Annotated in this window: 17 protein-coding genes; 15 read left to right on the forward strand and 2 right to left on the reverse strand. The window is 64.6% G+C overall.

Features of this window, described 5'->3' with window-relative positions:
* Positions 1-29 precede the first annotated feature (29 nt).
* Positions 30-1406, forward strand: a complete 1377-nt coding sequence (nhaA, locus tag GJE22_RS06570; protein WP_186297435.1) for a Na+/H+ antiporter NhaA — start codon at positions 30-32, stop codon at positions 1404-1406.
* Positions 1407-1511: 105 nt separating this feature from the next.
* Here the strand turns inward: nhaA and GJE22_RS06575 are convergent, their stop codons facing one another.
* Both GJE22_RS06575 and GJE22_RS06580 read right to left on the reverse strand, forming a co-directional pair.
* Positions 1512-1928: a hypothetical protein gene (locus GJE22_RS06575; protein ID WP_019128842.1), complete on the reverse strand. Its 417-nt coding sequence runs from the start codon at positions 1926-1928 to the stop codon at positions 1512-1514.
* A 92-nt stretch (positions 1929-2020) separates the two neighbouring features.
* Positions 2021-2275 (reverse strand): hypothetical protein, encoded by a 255-nt coding sequence (locus GJE22_RS06580; RefSeq protein ID WP_144688512.1) that lies wholly within the window; start codon positions 2273-2275, stop codon positions 2021-2023.
* A gap of 448 nt (positions 2276-2723) precedes the next feature.
* On the opposite strand from GJE22_RS06580, the gene GJE22_RS06585 reads away from it, so the two are divergent.
* From GJE22_RS06585 to GJE22_RS06650, 14 genes are all read left to right on the forward strand, one after another.
* The gene (locus GJE22_RS06585) at positions 2724-4004 is read left to right on the forward strand and encodes an aminotransferase class I/II-fold pyridoxal phosphate-dependent enzyme (protein ID WP_144688514.1); all 1281 of its coding nucleotides are present in this window, start codon (positions 2724-2726) and stop codon (positions 4002-4004) included.
* Positions 4005-4188: 184 nt separating this feature from the next.
* Entirely contained in the window at positions 4189-4503 is a 315-nt protein-coding gene (locus tag GJE22_RS06590; protein WP_019128845.1) for an STAS domain-containing protein, read from the forward strand.
* Positions 4504-4632: 129 nt separating this feature from the next.
* Entirely contained in the window at positions 4633-5352 is a 720-nt protein-coding gene (locus GJE22_RS06595) for a Sec-independent protein translocase subunit TatA/TatB (protein WP_144688516.1), read from the forward strand.
* Positions 5352-6137 carry a twin-arginine translocase subunit TatC gene (gene tatC, locus GJE22_RS06600; protein ID WP_186297436.1) on the forward strand — a complete coding sequence of 262 codons (786 nt, stop codon included), beginning with the start codon at positions 5352-5354 and terminating at the stop codon, positions 6135-6137. The genes GJE22_RS06595 and tatC overlap by 1 nt, the downstream gene beginning before the upstream one ends.
* A 9-nt stretch (positions 6138-6146) precedes the next feature.
* The gene (gene hypA / locus GJE22_RS06605) at positions 6147-6494 is read left to right on the forward strand and encodes a hydrogenase maturation nickel metallochaperone HypA (RefSeq protein ID WP_144688518.1); all 348 of its coding nucleotides are present in this window, start codon (positions 6147-6149) and stop codon (positions 6492-6494) included.
* A 55-nt stretch (positions 6495-6549) separates the two neighbouring features.
* Entirely contained in the window at positions 6550-7239 is a 690-nt protein-coding gene (gene hypB, locus GJE22_RS06610; protein ID WP_144688520.1) for a hydrogenase nickel incorporation protein HypB, read from the forward strand.
* A 222-nt stretch (positions 7240-7461) separates the two neighbouring features.
* The gene (locus tag GJE22_RS06615) at positions 7462-8076 is read left to right on the forward strand and encodes a helix-turn-helix transcriptional regulator (RefSeq protein ID WP_144688522.1); all 615 of its coding nucleotides are present in this window, start codon (positions 7462-7464) and stop codon (positions 8074-8076) included.
* Between the two features lie 2 nt (positions 8077-8078).
* Positions 8079-9008 (forward strand): DUF4097 family beta strand repeat-containing protein, encoded by a 930-nt coding sequence (locus tag GJE22_RS06620; protein WP_144688524.1) that lies wholly within the window; start codon positions 8079-8081, stop codon positions 9006-9008.
* Positions 9009-9546: 538 nt separating this feature from the next.
* Positions 9547-12111 carry a DNA topoisomerase I gene (locus GJE22_RS06625; RefSeq protein ID WP_144688526.1) on the forward strand — a complete coding sequence of 855 codons (2565 nt, stop codon included), beginning with the start codon at positions 9547-9549 and terminating at the stop codon, positions 12109-12111.
* A 128-nt stretch (positions 12112-12239) separates the two neighbouring features.
* Positions 12240-15023, forward strand: a complete 2784-nt coding sequence (locus GJE22_RS06630; protein ID WP_144688529.1) for a zinc ribbon domain-containing protein — start codon at positions 12240-12242, stop codon at positions 15021-15023.
* A complete protein-coding gene (tmk, locus tag GJE22_RS06635) occupies positions 15023-15799 on the forward strand; it encodes a dTMP kinase (protein ID WP_144688531.1) in 777 nt (258 codons plus the stop codon). The genes GJE22_RS06630 and tmk overlap by 1 nt, the downstream gene beginning before the upstream one ends.
* A 622-nt stretch (positions 15800-16421) precedes the next feature.
* Positions 16422-17564, forward strand: coding sequence for a DNA polymerase III subunit (locus GJE22_RS06640; protein ID WP_087185933.1), 1143 nt, complete (start codon positions 16422-16424; stop codon positions 17562-17564).
* On the forward strand, positions 17552-19255 hold the full coding sequence (locus tag GJE22_RS06645) for a PSP1 domain-containing protein (RefSeq protein ID WP_144688532.1): 1704 nt from the start codon (positions 17552-17554) through the stop codon (positions 19253-19255). The genes GJE22_RS06640 and GJE22_RS06645 overlap by 13 nt, the downstream gene beginning before the upstream one ends.
* A gap of 86 nt (positions 19256-19341) precedes the next feature.
* Entirely contained in the window at positions 19342-20145 is an 804-nt protein-coding gene (locus GJE22_RS06650) for a ComF family protein (protein ID WP_144688534.1), read from the forward strand.
* Positions 20146-20674: the final 529 nt, after the last annotated feature.

The following is a 20674-nucleotide window of genomic DNA, read 5'->3' on the forward strand; positions in this document are numbered from 1 at the left end:
TGGCAAGACTGAGGAGAGGGAGACACTCGATGAGTGGGCAGAAGAGTAGGCAGGGCGCTGCGGCGAAGCAGGCGCCGTTGATCAGTAGCAGGCAGCGCCGCCGCCTTGAGCGGAGGAGCGTGCTTGAACGCATCACCTCAAACGGAACCATCGCGGCGGCGGTCATGATTGTGGCCGCGGTCGCGGCGGTGGCGTGCGCCAACACGGAGCTCTATGAGCCGCTGCACGAATGGTTCGCGCGCCCGGTCGTCATCGGTATAGGCGGATGGGAGTTCTCGCTCACCTTCGAGCTTTTCGTCAACGACTTCCTCATGGCGATTTTCTTCCTGCTCGTAGGCATCGAACTTAAATACGAGATGACCGTGGGCGAGCTGCGCCGGCCCCGGCAGGCCATGCTGCCCATGCTTGCCGCCGTGGGCGGCGTGGTGGTCCCCGCGTGCATCTACGCGGTCATCAACCGCGGCGGCGCCATCTACGGGTGGGCCATTCCCATGGCGACCGACATTGCGTTCGCGCTCGGTGTGCTCTCGCTTCTGGGCAGCCGTGTGCCGCCAGCGATCAAGGTGTTCTTCTCAACGCTCGCCATCGCGGACGACCTTCTAGCCATTCTTGCCATCGCGCTCTTCTACGGGCATGCCCCGAGCGCGATCTGGCTTCTTGCGGCCGCTGCCGTCACGCTGGCACTGGCGGCGCTCAACCGGCGCCGGCACTTCGGGCTCGCGCCGTACGTGACGCTCGGCCTCGTGCTGTGGTTCTGCCTCTTCCAGTCCGGAATCCATGCGACGCTCGCCGGCGTGATCTTGGCGTTCACCATCCCCGCCCGTTCCGACATCAACGCCGGCGGGCTTGTGGGCTGGCTCGAGGGAAAGCTGCCCGAGCTTGACGACACGTTCGACGACGAGGCCCATATCCTGGGGCAGCACGATTTCACCCATGCCGTCTACGGCGTTGAGCGCGTTATGCACCGCGTGACGCCGCCGCTTCAGCGCCTGGAGCACCGTATCTCGACGCCGGTCAATTTCATCATCCTGCCCATCTTCGCGTTCGTGAACGCTCAGGTGCGGCTCGTGGGCGTCGACCTGGGCGCGCTCGTGGTGGATCCCGTCGCGGTGGGCACGTACCTGGGCATGCTGCTCGGGAAGCCGCTCGGCATCTTTGGCATGACGTTCCTCATGGTGAAGACCGGGCTCGCGCAGCTGCCCGAGGGCGTGCAGTGGAAGCACATCGCGGGGATCGGCATTTTGGGCGGCATCGGCTTCACGATGTCCATTCTCATCGCGGGCCTGGCGTTCACGGAGATTCCGGCGGAGCTGCTCGCGTCGAAGACGGCCATCCTTGCCGGCTCGGTATCGGCCGCAATCATCGGTCTCATCTACATGGGCATTGCGTGTCGCGAGAGGCGCTGACGGTCGTGCTGCACGCAGCGCAGCGCGCCCATAGCGGCGTTGCGCGCTGATGCTCAGGCTTGCGAGGCGCTCCGGCCCGTCGTGGCGCTGGCGGCCGCTGTGGCTCTATAGCCTGCCGTTGAGCGCCTCGCGCACGGCCTCGACCTGCTGGATCGCCGCGGCCACCTGCTGGCGGGCCTCGCTGATCTGCATCTGGACGTACATATCGAGGAACGCGTTGTCGAAGAACATGTCGGCGAACGACATGAAGCCGCCGGTGTCGATCTGGATGCCCGAGGCCCCTTCCACGTCATGCAGCTCTTTCACGAAGATGCGCAGGGCCTCGCGGGCCGCGTCGATTTCCGTCTGCGCTTCCTGCATCTTGCTCCGCTTGATATAGGAGCTGATCGCTCCTCCGGCGAAGATGTCGAACAGGCCCCAGTTTCCTGCGGAGCCGAGGAGTTCTTGGGCTCGGTACAGGTGCGCCAACGCCACGTCGGCGGCTTCGATGGCCTCGTTGTATTCGCGCTGGATGTCGTTCATGGCTGCCTTTCTGTGGGAGAGTTCGCGCTGCGATGGCGGGGCGTTCAAACCGGCTTTGGGATGGCGGACATACAATCCGACTCTGCGATTGCTTATTCCACGGTGCCGTATACGCCGCCCCAGCCGTGAGCGGCGATTGCGGAGTTGAGCTGGTCGCAGAGCCGCTGGCGCTCGTATGATCCGGGAGGGAGCAGCGAGACGATTTCCTGGAGGTCGGCATCGAGGTCGAGGACCTCGGCTTGCATCACGAGGTCGAGCCGGTCGACGACGGTGCGTGTGGCATAGAGCCCGTCGACGAGGCCTTGCAGCTCGCCGTAGGATTCTGCCCGAAACGACGCCATGTCCATGGAATCCTCCTCATTCGTTGGTGGGCTCATTGTCCCCGTTTGCCGTGCGCCGCGCAAGATGCGGCACGGCTGTGCCCGCGGCGTTTTCGGGCATGTTCCGGACACCGGGCGCATTCGGGCGAGATTGGGACACTCGATCCGTTTTCGGGCGATATTTCGCCATCTGGGAGGCCCTGAGCGTCCAAATCTCGCCCGACAACGCTACCAATGTCCGAAACCCGCCCGACAACGCCCGTGGTGTCTGAATCTCGCCCGAAAACGCCGGGACATGTGTCGCCGCCCCGGCCGGCCGGGATGCGGGCTCCCTCTTTGGCGGTGGAACGGATATTGTGTTTCGATACGCTGGCAAGCAGCGCACTCCTCCAAGAACTCGGTATACTGTCCCGGGATAACGCAACGAATATGCGTCGCGACCCGGCAAACGGGGAGACGCGGGGTGGAGGAGCGCATGCAAAACGCATACCAGAAGATGGACACCGCAGAACTCAAGGCAGCAATTGCCGAGCTCGAGCGCGAGGTCGAGGAGACGCGTGCCAAGGAGCTCAAGCTCGATATGGCGCGCGGCAAGCCGTCCCCCGAGCAGGTGAACATCTCTCGCCCCATGCTCGACATCCTGACGAGCGATGCGGACCTCATGGACGAGGGTGTCGATTGCAGCAACTACGGCTGCTTTGAGGGCATCCCCTCGGCTCGCCGTCTGGCAGGAGAGTTCATCGGCGTGCCGCCCGAGCAGACCATCGTGCTGGGTTCCTCGAGCTTGAACATCATGCAGTCCATCCTCATCCATTATTGGGAGAAGGGCGTGCCCGGCTACACGCCGTGGAGCAAGCTCGATCACGTGAAGTTCCTGTGCCCCGCCCCCGGCTACGACCGTCACTTCGGCATCACGCAGGACCTCGGCATCGAGAACGTGCCCGTGCGCATGACCGAGACGGGCCCGGACATGGACGAGGTCGAACGCCTGCTGGCTGAGGACGATTCCATCAAGGGCATGTTCTGCGTGCCCAAGTACTCCAACCCCACCGGCGTCACCTACTCTGAGGAAACGGTGCGTCGCCTGGCCACGTGCAAGGCGGCCCCGGACTTCCGCATCGTGTGGGACAACGCCTATGCCGTACACGATCTCACCGACGATGGCGACGAGCTCGCGAATATCTTCGACATCGCGCGCGAGGCGGGTAACGAGGACCGCATCCTGGGCGTGGCGTCTACCTCCAAGATCACCTTCCCGGGTGCGGGCATCGCGTTCTTCGGGTCCAGCCCTGCGAACGTGGTGGAGGTCGCCAACACCCTCAAGGTGGGCCTCATCAGCGCGAACAAGCTCAACCAGCTCATGCACACGCGTTTCCTGCCCGATCTGGATGCCGTTCACGAGCACATGCGCAAGCACGCGGAGTTCCTGCGCCCGCGCTTCGATGCGGTGGAGCGCAAGCTCTCCGAGGGTCTCGGCGGTACGGGCTGCGCCACGTGGACGCACCCCAACGGCGGCTACTTCGTCTCGTTCGATGGCCCCGAGGGCTCGGCGAAGCGCATCGCGGCGCTCTGTGCGGAGCTGGGCGTAAAGCTCACGCCGGCGGGCGCCACGTGGCCATACGGCAACGACCCGCACGATACGAACATCCGCATCGCTCCGACGTACCCGAGCGTAGATGAGCTCGAGGCCGCCCTCGACGTGCTCGTGCTTGCGACCAAGCTCGTCTCTGCGCAGCTCGCTCTCGAGGAGCGGTAGGGGCGGGGGCTTCCCGCTCGCCCGTCCGGCATGCGAAAGATTTGATATTCCGCTTGCAGCGGCTCGGGTACGCCGTATCGTCGGTACAATGAAAGATGCTGCACAGGTGCTGCGGCACGAGCTGCTGCCATCCGTGCGGATGCATTGACTCGACCTGGCATGCGCCAGAACGTTGGGAGCTACCATGGACCTGACCATCACCACGAACGCTTCGCCCGAGCGCTACACCATCGGCGTTACCGGCGAAGTGGACATCTCGAACGCCTCCAAGCTGCGCGATGCGATCGATCTTGCGCTCGAGCAGCCCACCGAGGCCATCCAGCTCGATTTTGAGCACGTTGCCTACATCGACTCGACCGGCGTGGGCGTGCTCGTGGGCGCGGCGCACCATGCGGCTGAGCGCGGCCGCGGCTTCTCGGTCGTGAACGCCCAGCCGGGGGTCATGCGCGTGGCCCAGCTGCTCGGCGTTGATGCGGAGATTTCTATTACCGCTCTGTAAGGGCTTTGTTCGGAGCCGCCTTCCTTGGGAGGGCGGCGCTATACTTTTGCGGTTATGCGCCGCGGTGCCGTGCATGGCGGGGCGCCAGCTTGCCATGCGCCGCTATGAATCGAAATCCAGGAGGTTCTTGTGTTCGGAATCGGGCAGACCGAGCTCATCATCATCGTGGTCTTCGCCTTCCTGCTCTTCGGGCCGGATAAGCTTCCGCAGATGGGCCGTACCATCGGGCGTGCTCTCCGCCAGTTTCGGGAGACGCAGGAGAAGGTGACGTCCGTCGTCCAGTCCGAGGTCATCGACCCCATGGCGGCTGCCGCCAACGCGCCCGCCACGTCGAAGAAGGCCGCAGCGGCCGACGAGGACGCCGATGCCGACGCCCCCGCCGCCAGCGATAGCGCCGACCTCGCGACGGCTAAGGCCGCCGAGGCGCGGAAGGAGACGTTCGCGGAGCGCCGTGCCCGCTTAGCTGCCGAGAAGGCCGCTCGCGAGGCCGAGGCAGCAGATGCCGAGGGTTCCGCTGCCACCGAGGAGTCGGGCGCCAGCGCTGAGGGTGCGGTTTCTGGGTCTTCGGCCGAGCCTGCGGGCGATGCTTCGGGCGATTGCGCTGAGGCAGGCGAGCGTAGCGCGGCGGACGGCCAGCCTGCCGACGCGGTGGCCGAAGAGGACCCCCAGGACACCGTCGCGAGTCTGTATGCTCGCCGACCGCGCAAGCATAGGGCTGCCGAGGCAGAGGACGCCCCGGGTGACGAGGCCCCTGCGGCGAGCGACGAGGCTCCCACGGCGGATGACGCCCCCGCCCCCGCAGCGGCTTCCGCCGCATCGACCGAGACCGAGAAGGGAGGCGAGCAGTAATGCCCGTCGGACCCGCACGCATGCCGCTTCTCGACCATCTGGGAGAGCTGCGGCGTCGTCTGACCATCGTGATCGTAACCATCATCGTGGCGACCGTGGTGTTCTACTTCGCCGCGCCTACGGTGATCGACGTGCTTACCGACCCGATCGCCCCCTTCGTAGACGGCGAGTTCTATGTCATGAGCGCGCTCGGCGGTTTCTCGCTGCGCTTCTCCATCGCGCTCAAGACTGCCTGCGTGGTCTGCGTGCCCATGATTTTGTGGCAGATTCTCGGCTTCTTCCTCCCTGCGCTCAAGCCGAACGAGCGTAAATGGGTCGTCCCGACGCTTTTCATCGCTACAGCGCTGTTCTTCGTGGGCGCGGTGTTCTGCTACTTCTTCATCGTGCCGCCCGGATTCGAATGGCTCATCAACGAGACGAACTCCATCGCTACGGCGTTCGCGGATCTTGAGAACTACCTCAATATCGAGGTGCTCCTCATGATCGGTTTCGGCGTGGCGTTCGAGCTGCCGCTCTTCGTCTTCTACCTCGCCGTGTTCCACATCGTCCCGTACGTGACCTTCCGTGCTGCCTGGCGCTACATCTACGTTGCTATGGCCGTGATCGCGGCAACGGTCACGCCGGACGCCAACCCCGTCACCATGATCTTCATGTATGCGGTACTGCTCTCGCTCTATGAGATTTCGCTCTTCATAACGAGGTTCGTCATCATCGCGCGCGAGGGCAAGGCGGGGCTCAAGGGCAGCCGCGTGGGCTTCTTCTCCGACGAGGAAGACGAGGAGTAGCGAGACGCCATGCACGAGCTGGGCATCGTCTCGGGCATATTGGAAACGGTCACAGCCGCCGCGCGCGAGGCAGGCGCTTCGCGGGTGGTGGCTGTCGCGCTTCGCATAGGCGACCTGCGCGAGGTGGTGCCCGAGTCGCTCGATTTTGCCTGGGAGGTCTTGACCGAGGAAGACCCGGTAACCTGTGGCTGCAAGCTCGAGGTCGAGGAGGTTCATCCTCGGAGCCGATGCCTGACTTGCGGCGAGGAGTTCGACCACGATCGCTTCCATGTCCGTTGTCCGGCATGCGGCGGCCGCGATACCCACCTGCTGCGCGGTCGTGAGCTCGATCTGGTATCCATGGAGGTTGAGAGCTAGCTAGATGAGACAGTTTCACCCGGTACAACTGTCTCATTCGATAAGGAGCGATGATATGGCAGAGCAGACGATTGCCTTGGAGCAGCCCATCCTCTCGCGCAACGAGCGGCTCGCCACCGAGCTGCGTGACCGGTTCGCGCGCACGGGCACCTATGTGGTCAACGTGCTCTCGAGTCCCGGATCGGGTAAGACGAGCACCATTCTTGCCACGAACGAGCGCTTGGCGGCCCGCGGGCTGCGCTGCGCCGTCATCGAGGGCGATATCGCCTCCGACGTGGACGCCGTACGCATGAAAGAGGCCGGCATGCCCGCCATCCAGATCAACACGGGCGGCCTTTGCCATCTCGAGGGAAACATGATCGGCCAAGCGGTCGATGCGTTCGACGACGCGGTGGGGCTCGATGCCATCGACGTGATTTTTATCGAGAACGTGGGAAATCTTGTGTGCCCGGTCGACTTTGATTTGGGCGAGAACCTCTCCATCATGATCCTCTCGGTACCGGAGGGCGACGACAAGCCGCTCAAGTACCCGGGGATCTTTCAGCACGCGGGGGCATTGCTGCTTAACAAGGTCGACGTGGCCCCCGCCTTCGATTTCGACTTCGATGCCTACGGCTCGACGCTCGACGACCTTAACCCAACTGCGCCGCGGTTCGAGGTGAGCGCAACGCGGGGGCAGGGTATGGACGCTTGGTGCGACTGGCTTGCCGAAGAGATCGAGGCCGCGCGCACGCCGCAGGCGTGACCCTACCCGAGGGAGCCTTGTGCCGTGGCGCAACGCAGCGGCGCTAACCGAGGCTGCTTTCCGTATGAAAAGAATTAAAATGGCAGTTCAGGGGCATCGCAACTAAAAGTTGCGTAAATTCCTACCAGACTTTCTGGCGTGCGACCGCCGTCTTTCGTACGGTGGGGTCAACGGTACCGGTGCCGGGAAGGTCAGGCGTTCGCAACACGAGGTTGGAGAACCATGAATGTCAAGATAGCCCAGCGTCTAGCGGAGCTCAGGCGCGCAAGGGGGTACAGCCAGGAGTCGCTTGCGCGCGAACTCGGCTTGTCGCGGCAGGCCGTTTCCAAGTGGGAGCGCGCGGAGAGCTCACCCGATACCGAGAACCTGATTGCCTTGGCGCGCCTTTACGGCGTGAGCCTTGACGAGCTGCTTCGGGTGGACGAAGAGATCGAGGACGACGTTGCCTTCGAGCGCGCGGAACGTTCAAGCGAGGTACGTGCGGAAGAAGAGCTCGGCGCACAGCGCGCACGTGCAGAACAGGCAACACAGGCGGCCACGGCTGCGGCGGAGGCGAGCAAGGCGGCTGCCGAGGCGGCGCAGGCGGCCACGCGTGCGAGCGAGCGCGTGGCGCAGGCTGCCGAGGGCACGGGCCGCGGGCACGCTAAAGGGGCGTGGCGTTCGTTCCCGTACGGCATCCTCATGATTCCCCTCTGGTTCGTGCTCACCATCATGGGAGCCGCGCCCTTCTCGTTCTTGGTGTTCTTTACCATCCCGCTCTATCGCTGGGTCGCGAACATCATGGACGCTGCAGAGCAGCGTGAGCGCCTGCGCGGTGAAGACGAAGGGAGGAGGTAGGCATGAAGAGCTTCGATCGCCTCACGAAAGCCGAGAAGGCCAAGGTCATTGCAGCGGCTGTTGTGATTGCGCTGCTCATTGGGTTCCCGCTCATGGTCGCGCTTACCCGTAGGACAACTTCCAGCCGCCTGCCCTCTATCGATCTTCCGGTCATCGGATCGGTCGGCGGGGAAACCACGGTGCTCGACGAGCCCGTCGACGAGCACGCGTCGTTCGACGGCGACAAGGTAAAGGGGCTCGATGTAACGTGGAACGGAGGAGAGGTGAGGCTGGTTCGTGGAACGGGCGACGACGTCGTGGTGCGGGCGCGGCTCGGTGCGGGCACGTATGACATGGATCCGCGCCATTCCTCCATCTCGCTCGACGAGAGCACGGGTACGCTCATCGTTGACGACGGGCTCCCCGAAAGCAACAACGGGCTCGAGTACCCAGCATTTGCGCTCACGATCGAGCTTCCCGAGGGGCTGTCGCTCTCGTCGGTCGATCTTTCGGGCACGTCGGCCGGCATGGGGCTCGACCAAGTCGTTTGCGACCATCTCATCGTATCTACCGTAAGCTCAGGCATCACGGTACAAGGGCTCGACGCCGGCCGTGCTGAGGTTGCCTCGATCAGCGGGTCGGTTTCGTTCGATGGAGCGGTGACGACCGATCTTTCCGTTACGAGCGTTTCGGGGGCACTCGATGTAACGCTTGCTGGTGCTTTGCCGCCGCAGACGGCGCTTGATTCAACGAGCGGGTCTATAACGCTGGATGTTCCGGACGACGCCGGCTTCACGCTCACGAGCGATCGCGTGTCGGGCGGGTTCGTGTGCGAGCTTGGGGAGCTGGCGGAACGTGACGAGCCGGGATCGCTCAGCGCGCAGGTGGTCAACGGCGATGGTTCGGCGCAGATTACGGCCGATTCCATCAGCGGCTCCGTGCGCGTGAAGTAGGCTGGCAACAGCAGTTGGCAGAGCCCGAAAAGAGTATTCGCGATGGCGGATGACGAGACGGAAAAAATGAAGTGGGCTAGCGGCAACTAGCCCACAACAACCGTAGCGCCGCCCGTAGGTAGGTACGGGCTCTGCCGCTAGTAGTAGTGTACCCCGTTGCGAAGGCTTGTGTATGAACAGCTTGCGAATATTTCCTGCGGGAATGGCGCCATGCGCGGTGTGCGGTTTTACCGTTTCAACTCCCTGTTTACGGGCAGATTATTCTGCCGCGCTTTCATCGTTCACGGGCAGGATATTGCAAAAAAGAGGGGGTATAAAAAGTGAGATTGATCGAAATCATGCCCGTTTTCGAAGGGGGTCTCTTGATTGGGCAGGCTGCTGTTAGGTAGCTCCGCGCGCTCTCAACGCCGCTTGCCGGTGAGGTTTTCGTAAACTCAGGGCAACTCGCGTATACTGTCCCGCTAGAACAGGCAAAACCGAGGTGCGGTGTCCGCTGCGCCCGCGCCGTCGCAACCACGTAACTACAAGAGGTCCGACCTTGAAACTCGTCATCGCAGAGAAGAACATCGCCGCCCAAAAGATCGCCCAGCTTCTGGCCGATGGGAAGCCAAAGACCGACAAGGTATATAACACGCAGGTGTACCGCTTTACCGTGCAGGGCGAGGATTGGGTTTCCATGGGCCTCGCCGGCCACATCCTTGCCCCCGACTTCCCCGATGAGGTTCTTTTCGATAAGAAGCAAGGCTGGTACAGCGTAACGGAAGACGGGGAGGTCCTCCCCGCCGACGTACCCGACGGGCTCGCGCGCCCGCCGTACGACACCAAGCGCAAGCCGTTCCTTGCCAACGGCATCAACATCAAGGGCTGGAAGGTCGAGAGCTTACCGTATCTCACGTGGGCGCCCATTATCAAAAAGCCCGCGGAGAAGGAGATTATCCGCGTGCTCAAAAACCTTGCAAAAAAGGCCGATCACGTAATCATCGCCACGGACTTCGACCGTGAGGGCGAGCTCATCGGCTCGGACGCCCTCAACTGCGTGCGCGAGGTGGCACCCGATGTTCCCACGAGTCGCGCCCGCTATTCCGCCCTCATCAAGGGCGAGGTCACGGCGGCCTTCGATAACCTGGTGAGTTTGGACCAAGATCTTGCCGATGCGGGCGAGAGCCGTCAATACATCGACCTCATCTGGGGTGCGGTGCTCACCCGCTATCTCACGCTCGCGCGCTTCGGGGGTTTTGGCAACGTGCGCAGCGCCGGTCGCGTGCAGACCCCCACGCTTGCCCTCGTGGTAGAGCGCGAGCGCGAGCGCATGGCTTTCGTACCCGAGGATTACTGGCAAATCCGGGGTGTCGGCGCAGCGCAGGGCCAGCCCGAGACCGCGTTCAAGATGAGCCACGCCACGGCGCGCTTTACCGATAGGGCCGCTGCCGAGACCGCGTTCTCGCATGTCGATGGTGCAACGACGGGGACCATCACGGCTGTATCAAAGCGCTCTCGCAAGCAACAGCCGCCCACGCCCTTCAACACCACGAGCCTTCAGGCTGCCGCTGCTGCCGAGGGCGTCAGCCCTGCGCGTACCATGCGTATCGCCGAGAGCCTCTACATGGCGGGCTTCATCAGCTATCCGCGCGTAGACAACACCGTCTATCCGCGCACGCTCGACATCGCCGGCATCGTGGACGGCCTCTCGTCTAACAGCCCGGCGCTGCGCCCGGTGTGCCAGAAGGTGCTTTCCGGCCCCATGAAGCCCACGCGCGGCAAGACCGAGACCACCGACCATCCCCCCATCCACCCCACGGGCCAAGGCGACCCCGAGACGCTCGACGGCGGGCAGAAGAAGCTCTACATGCTTATCGCGAGGCGCTTCCTCGCCACGCTCATGGGGCCGGCGACCATCGAGAACACGAAGCTTTCCATCGATGTGTCGGGCGAGCCCTTCACGGCTTCGGGCGATGTTCTGGTGGATGCGGGCTTCCGCGAGGCATATCCGTATGGCCTCAAGCGCGACGAGCAGTTGCCGCCGCTTGCAGAGGGCGACGCGATCGATGTCTCTGATATCAAGCTCGAGGCCAAGCAGACCGAGCCGCCCGCTCGTTACAGCCAGGGTCGGCTCGTGCAGGAGATGGAGAAGCGCGGCCTTGGCACCAAATCGACCCGTGCGAGCATCATCGAGCGCCTCTACCAGGTGCGCTACCTCAAGAACGATCCCATCGAGCCCAGCCAGCTCGGCATGGCCATCGTGGACGCGCTCCACGAGTTCGCTCCCCGCATCACCACGCCCGAGATGACCTCGGAGCTCGAAGACGACATGACGCACGTTGCCGCGGGCGCCGATACCCAAGAGCACGTGGTCGAGCATTCGCGCGCGCTGCTCGCCGGCATGCTCGATACGCTCATCGCGCACAAGGACGATCTAGGCGAGGCCATCGCCGACGCGGTGACGGCCGACGCGAAGGTGGGCACGTGCCCCAAGTGCGGCAAGGACCTTGTGATGAAAACGAGCGCCAAGACGCGCGGGAGCTTTATTGGGTGCATGGGCTGGCCGGAGTGCGACGTGACCTATCCGGTGCCGAGCGGCGTGAAGGTCTCGCCGATCGAGGGCGAGGGGGCGGTGTGTCCTGAGTGCGGCGCTCCGCGCATCAAGTGCCAACCGTTCAGGCAGAAGGCCTATGAGGTCTGCGTGAACCCCAAGTGCCCCACCAATTTCGAGCCCGATCTGGTGGTGGGGGAGTGCCGCGTATGCGCCGAGGCCGGTCGCCACGGAGAGCTAGTCGCGCATAAGAGCGAGCGATCTGGCAAGCGATTCATCCGCTGCACGAACTACGACGAATGTGGTGTGAGCTACCCCCTGCCGGCGCGCGGCAAGCTTGAGGCCACGGGCGAGGTGTGCGAGCACTGCGGCGCGCCCGTCGTCGTGGTTCAGACGGCACGCGGCCCATGGCGTATCTGCGTGAACATGGACTGCCCAGACAAGGAGAAGAAGCCGGCGCGCGGTCGCGGGGCGCGCGGCGCGGCCAAGGGCGGTTCTGCCAAGGGCGGTACGCGCAAGAGCGCGGCCAAGCCGGGCGCCAAGAAGACGGCGGCGAAGAAAACAACCAAGTAGCAGGGGCTGCGCATAGCACCGAAGCGGTGCTGCCAATCGGGGTCCTTTTGGTGCGGCTGCGCCAAGGCTTCCCGTGCCGTGGTTCGCGTATCATGTACGTATCTTGCGAATAACGGCGGGAGGGTGCGATGTTCTGCACGAATTGCGGCAGCAAATTGCCGGACGATGTGAAGTTTTGCACGCAATGCGGCGCTCCGGTGGCCAAGGTGATTCCGCGCAGCGATCTCGAGCAGGGGCAGCAGGCCGGGCGGGAGAGCGTTGGTGCACAGCCAATGGCCGGGCATGAAGCGCAGGAGGCTCCGGTTGCCGAATCGGTGCACGATGCGACCATCGGGGAGTCGCCAGATGGGGAGCCCCAGGTCGAGCACGCTGCCTCGCCGTTGGCAGAAGAGCCCGCGGAAGGGCCTGACGGGGCACCGCTTGGTGCCGATGCCGCGGGCGATGAGCCGACAACGGCTCTTTCCGCCGACGAGGCGGGTGCTGCAGACGCCGCGAGCGAGGACGAAACGAGCGCGCTTGCCATCGGCGGCGCAAGCGAAGACGAGACGACCGCCTTCGCCCCCGATGCCGCCGCTGCGGAGGGTGCCGCGAGCGAGCCGCCGAACGGCACCATCCTTCTCGGTGCCGACGATGCCTCGGCACCCGGCGAGGACGTTGCTCCCAACGACGAGCGCACCACGGGGCTTGCGCCCTCGCCCGATCCCGACGAAGCGGAGCGCGCCGCTGCTGCAGCCGATGCCGCGGCTGCTGAGGACGCCCTGTGGTCCGAGCCGCCGCAGGACGAGGCGACCACGGTGCTCGGTGGCGGCGTAGCCGGCCGGCCTTCCAGCCAGGAGGCCGCGCCCCGGCAGGTCTCGTGGCGACAGCCCGCGCAGGATGCGGCTGCTCAACAGGCTGCCCAGCAGCCCGCGCCCACCCAGCCCGCGCCCGATCAACCCGCGCCCGCCCCCGGCGCAGAGCCCCGCAAGAAAAAGCCCGTGGCGCTCATCGCGGGCATCGCGGTGCTGGCGCTCGCGGCCGTCGTGGTACTGTGCGTGTTCGTCGTGCCGCGTTTTCTGGATGCCGAAGGCCCAACTGTGACCTACGGCCAGACGGACCCGGTGCAGTGCTCGGTGGTTACGCGCATTCGCCCGCGCGACGCCGAGGGCAACGAGCTCACCTCGTATGTCGTGAGCCTTGTCGAGCGCACGGCCGACCGCCAGGATCGCACGAGCGCAGACGACGGCATCGCCGATGCCGTGGCGCAAATCCGCGTGACGGGCAACAACGGCTTTACCATGGAAGACTTCGGCGACGATATCGCGGATGGCGACTACTACCTCGTTATCGAGTCCTCGGATTCTTCGGATGATAGCTCGAGCGACCAGCGCATCCCCATCCATTATGAGCACGATAACCCCGACGCCGATTCGGAGGTCGTGGTCACGCCGCCCGCGCCCGAGTCCGATGAGTCCGCTTCAGGCGGTGAGGGCCAGGAGAGCGGGGATGCTCAGGGCGAGTCCGAGTTTACCGAAGAGCAGCTCGCCTACGCACACTACTACCTGAAGTGCCAGGAGCTCATCAACGCCTATGGCCCCGCGGGCACGACAGATCTCTACGACGGCCAGATGACGGCCATGACGGGGCTCGCCCTCGCGCGGCTCATCGACTTTGATGGCGATGGCCTGAACGAGCTCCTCGTCTCATATAACGCTGTGGAGATCGGCACGGACGCTGCGAGCGCCGACGAGGTCTACCCCGTCGAGGTCTGGGACTATCAAGACGGCGAGCTCGTGCAAGTCTACGAGGGCAATGCTCCGTACACGAACGGCGGTGCATACTTCCTCGACCTCTACGAGTACAACGACCTGCCGGTAATCTGCGCTGTGTGGTACGACATGCAGGTTGATAACGCGAGCCTGGTCGACGAATACACGGGCTACTTCTCGCAGGTGAGCGAGACGCTCGATGCGATCGCCGTACGCGATTCGTTCTTCAATTACGACACTGGTGAGAATTCCGTGACCTACACGCTCGACGGGGAGAGCGCTACCGAGGAGGAGTGGAACGACTTCGAGGGCGACCTTGACCACACGACCCATTACGACCTCGCGCTCTTCAACAACGCCGTCGAGGCGGAATCCATGGACGACGATGAGTGCGATGTGCTCTATGGCGAGGACTTGCGTGCGGCGACCGAGGATACGTTCGCGGAGCTCCAAGAGGGTGCAGGCGATGCTCTCGAGGCCGTTGAGGCAGAAACGGAAGACGCTGCCTATGCATACGATATCGTTGAGCAAGACGTGACCTATACCTCTTCGCAGGGCGAGGGAACCGAATGGGAGGCGACCTCGACGTGGTGCCACCCGCAGTTCACGCTGGCAGACGGTTCCACGACTCCGGCGCTTGATTCGCTGAACGCCCACCTCAAAGATTCGTTTGACGAAGACGTTGCCAATGCGCAGTCATGGACGTTTGAATCGGGCGACGTGCAGATACAGGTGCATCGCGATACCGTGACGTACCACGAGGGAACGATTGTGTGCGTGCGGAGCGATCGAAGCGGCTTTACCGGCGGCGCGCACGGCACCGAGAGCGTGACGGGCACGTTCTACGACCTGGATACGGGCCAGCAGGTGGGGCTCGAGACAGCGACGGGCGTTTCGCTCGATGAGCTGAAGAGCGCGGCGGTCACCGCTGTACTCGACTACGTTGCCGCGCAGCCCAATGGCGCGTTGAGCACCGATGAGGATTCGCTCAACACCCTCATTGATGAGGATCGGTTCTATGCCGACGAGAACGGTGTCGTCGTTGCGCTGTGGCCGTACGAAATCGGCAGCTACGCGGACGGCGTGCAACTCGTCTATGTGTACGCGTTCGAGGATGACTCAATCGTGGGCACGAGCGCGGGCTCCTTTGAGTGGGGGAATTGATGGCGGAGGAGATTGTCGAGCCAACCGGGCCTGCGGTCGTTGAGGCCCTTTGCGCGAGCGGGGAGCCGTCGGGCGTGGAGCCGCTGGCTGCAGGGCCGCTGGCAGTAGAGCCGCCGGCTGCAGAGCCGCCGACAGCAGCGAGTTTTCCGGAGAATCCTGCCGCGCCCCGCTTCATCACGCTTGAGGGCATCGATGGGTGCGGTAAATCCACGCAGGCGAAGCTTCTGGCTGAGGACCTCGAACGTGCAGGCTACGACGTGCTGCTTCTGCGTGAGCCGGGTGGCGTGACCATATCGGAGAAAATCCGCGAGCTCCTGCTCGATCCGGCGCATGCGGCGATGAGCGACACCTGCGAGCTCCTGCTGTACGAGGCGGCGCGCGCCCAGCTCGTTCACGAGGTGGTTGCTCCCGCTCTTGCTCAGGGGCGCATCGTTGTGTGTGACCGCTTCTATGATTCCACGACCGCCTACCAGGGCTATGCCAACGGGATGGATCTTGGTGCGGTGCAGCGGGCCAACGCGCTCGCCGTTGGTGCATGCCACCCGGATCTCACGCTCGTTTTCGATATCGACCCAGCCAAGGCTGCTGCTCGTGCAGCCGCGCGCGATCGCGCCCAGGACCGCATGGAGGCCAAGGGGCTTGCCTACCAGGAGCGCGTGGCGGCTGGCTTCCGCGCAATTGCTGCCGCAGAGCATGGGCGGGTTCGCCTTGTCGATGCCAGCCGCGATATCGACGCAATCCATGCCGACGTTCGCGCCCTCGTTCTCGGGCAATAGCCGGACATCTTGGAAAACGCCGATCATGAGGCGCCGGAGCCGTCCGCCCTGTCGAGGTTTCAACTTTTGGGCACTTCCTGACGCGGCGGACGGGTAGAGGAAAGCGAGGGGAAGGGAAAGGCGCAGTTCAGGAGGCCGGTGCCCTTCCGGCCGCGGCGCGGCTACCCGGGCCCTCCACTCCGAAGTGCCCAAAGCTGCAAGCCCGGTCGCCCCTAAGATACATTCAGCGTTTCCCTAGGGCTTTTCGGGCGAGATTCAGACGCCGCGTGCGTTCTCGGGCAACAATTGGACACCGAGGGTGTTTTCGGGCGAGATTTGGACGTTGAGGGCGCATGATGTGGCGATTTTTCGCCCGAAGACGCCGGGAATGTCCGAATTGTGCCCGAAGACGCACGCGGTGTCCGAATCTCGCCCGAGAACGTGCCGCATGGCGGAAAGCCGCCCGAAGACGCGCTGTGTAGTGCCGGAGGACACGTTCCTGGGAGTAGTGCGGGCAAGACGCGAGCGGGCCGGTCGGGGTATGATAATCGACACGGCTCGCATCGCAGATAGCCGAGATGCCAGAGAACTCGTCTGATGCATCGCGGGCCAGACCGTTACGTCTTCAAGCTGGGGAGCCGCCATGCCCGCCGCCGTGCTGGACAACCAACGCTCGCTGCTTGCGCAGCTCGACACGCAGCCGCGCGTGCGCGACTTCTTGGCGCGTGCCGTCGAGGCCGGCCGCACCTCGCATGCCTACCTCTTCCTCGGTTCGCCCGGATCGGGCAAGCTCGATGCCGCATGGGCGCTTGCACAGGCCCTCATCTGCGAAGATTCCGGCTGCGGTTCGTGCGATGCCTGCGTGCGCGTGGCTCGGCACACGCATCCCGACGTGCACTATTTTGCGCCGGAAAGCGCGACGGGCTATCTCATCTCGCAGGTGCGAGACCTGCTCGATGACGTGTTGCTCGCACCCATTCGTGCCACATGCAAGGTGTATATTCTCGATCGTGCGGAGCAGTTGCGGGCGAGTTCGGCAAACGCGCTGCTCAAAACGCTCGAAGAGCCGCCTAAGGGCGTCACGTTCATCCTGCTTGGCACCTCGAGCGAGACCATCTTGCCCACGATCGTCTCTCGCTGCCAATGCGTTCCGTTCCGCATGATCTCTCCGGTGGACGCGGCGAACTTCGTCGCGCGGTCGACGGGGTTGCCGCAGGAGCGTTGCCGCATGGCGGTCGCCATCGCGGGGAGCCCCACCCGGGCGCGTGCGTTTCTCAAGAGCGCCGAGCGCCAGCAGGCACGTCGCGAGATGCTGCGCGCCATCGACTCGCTTGCCCATGCCGACGAGGCAGACGTTCTCGCGTCGGCGAAAGCACTCGTCGTTGCAGTGAAAGCCCCGCTTGCCGAGGTTCAGTCGACGCAAAAGGCCGTGCTCGAGCGCGACGCGGACTTTCTGAGCCGCGGTGCGCTGAAGCAGCTGGAAGACCGCAACAAGCGCGAGCTCAACGCGCGCGAGCGTTCGGGTATCATGGAAGTGCTGGCTTGCGCCCGCTTGCTGCTGCGCGACGTGCTCATCGAGCTCGAAGGCGCGCCGGGCGGCATCGTGAACGCGGACGTCCGCTCGATCGTCGAGAGGATCGCCGCGACGGCGCACCCGGCTGCAATCGTTCAGGCGCTCGACGCCGTCTCCTCCGCTGAGCGCGCCATTGCCAGGAACGTTACCCCTCAGCTGGCCCTCGAGGTCATGCTCTTCGATATCAGGAAGGCCCTCTCATGCCCGTCGTAGTTCCCGTAAAATTCCCGTTTGCCTCGCGAGACCTGTGGTTCGATCCGCAAGGTCTCGACATTATCGAGGCAGACTACGCCATCTGCTCGACCGAGCGCGGCCAGGAAATTGGCCTCGTTACCGCTGATCCCTTCGAGGTAGAGGAATCGGCGCTCCGTGCGCCGCTTAAGCCGGTGCTGCGCATAGCCACCGATGCCGACCTTGACCGAGCCGATGAGCTCGCCCGCCGCGGCGAGGAGGCCATGCACGGTTTCCGTGATCTCGTGAAGCAGAACGACCTCGACATGAAACCGGTTGGGGTGGAGTACCTCTTCGGGGGAGAGAAGGCCGTCTTCTACTTCGCCGCCGAGGACCGCGTGGACTTCCGCCAGCTCGTGAAGGACCTTTCCGCGCGCTTCCACACGCGCGTCGACATGCGCCAGATCGGCGTCCGCGACGAGACGCGCCTCGTGGGAGGCATCGCGCATTGCGGGCAGGAGCTGTGCTGCGCGCGCTTCGGGGGCCAGTTCGAGCCGGTGAGCATCCGCATGGCCAAGGAGCAGGACCTTCCGCTTAACTCGGCGAAGATCTCGGGTGTATGCGGTCGACTCATGTGCTGCCTGCGCTATGAGTTTGAAGCGTACAAGGACTTCAAGGGCCGCGCTCCCAAGAAGAAGGCGGTTATCGATACGCCGCTCGGCAAGGCTCGCATCCAGGAATACGATACCCCGCGTGAGCAGCTCATTCTGCGCCTGGAAAGCGGCAAGGTGTTCCGCGTGGACCTGGCCGACATGACCTGCTCCGATGCAGCTAAGAAGAAATCCGAGGAACAGGGGTGCGCGTGCCGTCCGGATTGCGTGACGCGCAGCGTGCTCGAGAAGCTCGAGAGCCCGGATATCGCGTTGGCGCTCATGGAGCTCGACCGCGAGAACGGCGTCGATGTGGGCGATGGCCTTTCGAGCGCCGACCGCATCGTGATCGATGGCGGCACCTCGCGTCGTCGCCGTCGTGGAGAGCGCGGCGATGGCCAGGCTGGCCAGGGGTCGCGCGGCGAAAAGCAGGGACGCGGCGCCCGTTCCGCCAAGGCCGCCGATGCATCCGACGCTTCGGTAGAAGGGCAGGGTTCGGGACGTCGTCGCCGCAAGCGTTCGGGAGGTGGCGCACGCCCCGATGCCGCCGAGGCCGCGCCGTCGCGTCGTCCCGGTGATGGCGGGCAGGGCGCTGCCGGGCAGGCCCAGAGCGGCTCCGGCCAGGGAGGTTCGCGCCGTCGCCGTCGGCATCTCTCGAGCGAGGAGCGCGAGAGCGCATTCCTGAGCGCCGCGGCGCGCGAGAGCCGCCGGGATGCCGGGGAGGCTTCTTCTGAGGGTTCCGGACAAGGGGCAGGGCGCACGCGCCGTCGCCATCGTTCGGCTTCGGCGCCGCGAGCAGAGGCGCGGGGCGACGCGACGAAGCAGGCGCCGCAAAAGCCCGATGTTCCCTCGGTGGCCAGCCAGGTTGCGGACGGCGATGTGAAGGTGTCGCGCCGGCGTCCTGGTGACGGCGGCGGAGCGCGCAGGAACGGCGTTGCCGGCCAGGAGCGGCCGAAAGCGGACGCCGCCCGCGATGACGCTGCGGCTGGCGAGGGACAGGCGCCCAAGAAGCGTCGCCGCCGCAGGCCGCGTAAGCCGAAGGGCTCGGCGCCGGGCTCACAGCCTCCCGCGTCTGAGGACTAGCGGAAACCAGCCGGGCCGGAATCCGTCAATTGAGGGGTTCCGGCTCGGCTTCTTCACAGAGCGTTTGAGGCGAGGGGGTGCTGCCCATGGAAGATGCGCACCGCGAGGCGGCCGTGCCGACATGGCGGCAGCGCATGCGCGAGGTCGCCCTCGAGGTCATCTCGCCGACGCGCTGTGCCGGATGCGAGCGTCCCGGTGCTCTCGTATGCGACGATTGCATCGCACGCATAACTCCTATCGATCCGGTGCATGCCTGCACGCGCTGCGGCGCGCCATTCGGCGATGTGCTCTGCACGGAATGCGCGGGCGATGGCGCCCTTGCGGTATCCGACGCGCCTTCCGGTTTGCATGCCTGCGCGCCTGCGTGTGAGCCTTTGGGGAGAACGCTTGCGGCAACGGTATTCGAGGGTCCTGTGCCGCGCATCGTCCGAGCGTACAAAGATGCAGGCGAGCGGCGCCTCGCCCAGCCCATCGCCGAGCTCATGCTGGACGCTGCCGAGCATGCTGAGGCTGCGGCGCCCGAACGGTACGGAGGCCTGCTCTCTGCTGTCGACGCTATCACGTTCGTGCCTGTGACGGCTGCGGCGTTTTCTCGCCGAGGGTTCGACCATATGGAGCTCGTCGCCTCGACGTTTGCGCACATGGCGGGGAAGCCGGTGCTCGATGCGCTGCTAAAACACGGCAAGGGCGATCAGCGCGCTCTTGGTCGTGCGGAGCGCCAAAAGCAGGCGCAGGGTTTGTACGAGGTGGTCGAGCCGGTTGCGGGCAAGCGCCTCCTTTTACTTGACGACGTCATCACCACCGGTGCGACGCTGCGTGCCGCCCGAGCGAGCCTGCTGCAGGCCGGCGCCGCGTGCGTTGATGCCCTAGCGTTTGCCCGCGTCTGGTGAGAGCGCGTTGCGTCGCGCCGCTTTCGGGCGCATTCCGGACACTGTCGGCGTTTTCGGGCGATAATTCGCCATCTGGGAGGCTCTGAGCGTCCAAATCTCGCCCGACAATGCCATCAATGTCCGGAATGCGCCCGACAACGCCCTGCGCCCTGTCCGCATCGCAGCCCTGTTTAGTACCGCGAAACCCCACGCTAAGCGCCCGTGTTGTATAATTTCCCTCGTCCTCCCAGGCTGTGGTTGCGGGTGCGCCGCGCGCATCCTAGTCCATGACAGACGCGGTCAAAGGGACCCACGTAAGCACGCGTGTGCGCATGCGTGCGATCATGGCGCGTCCTAGAGGTAAGTCGCACCGTCCGTTTCTAGGGGCAATTCCGCCCCGCGGACGAGCGGGCAAGTCGTGATGCCATCGCGGTGGCTGAGCAAACGTTCCAGTGCGCAGGTGTGGGGGAAAAGACCAGGTCAGCTGGAGGACATCGAAAAAAGACCGCTTGCTTTCGTGGCGAGTGGAGCTCATAGGGTTGGCGCCGAT

Source organism: Enorma shizhengliae (assembly GCF_009676995.1).
In the GTDB taxonomy this organism is placed as follows: Bacteria; Actinomycetota; Coriobacteriia; order Coriobacteriales; family Coriobacteriaceae; genus Enorma; species Enorma massiliensis.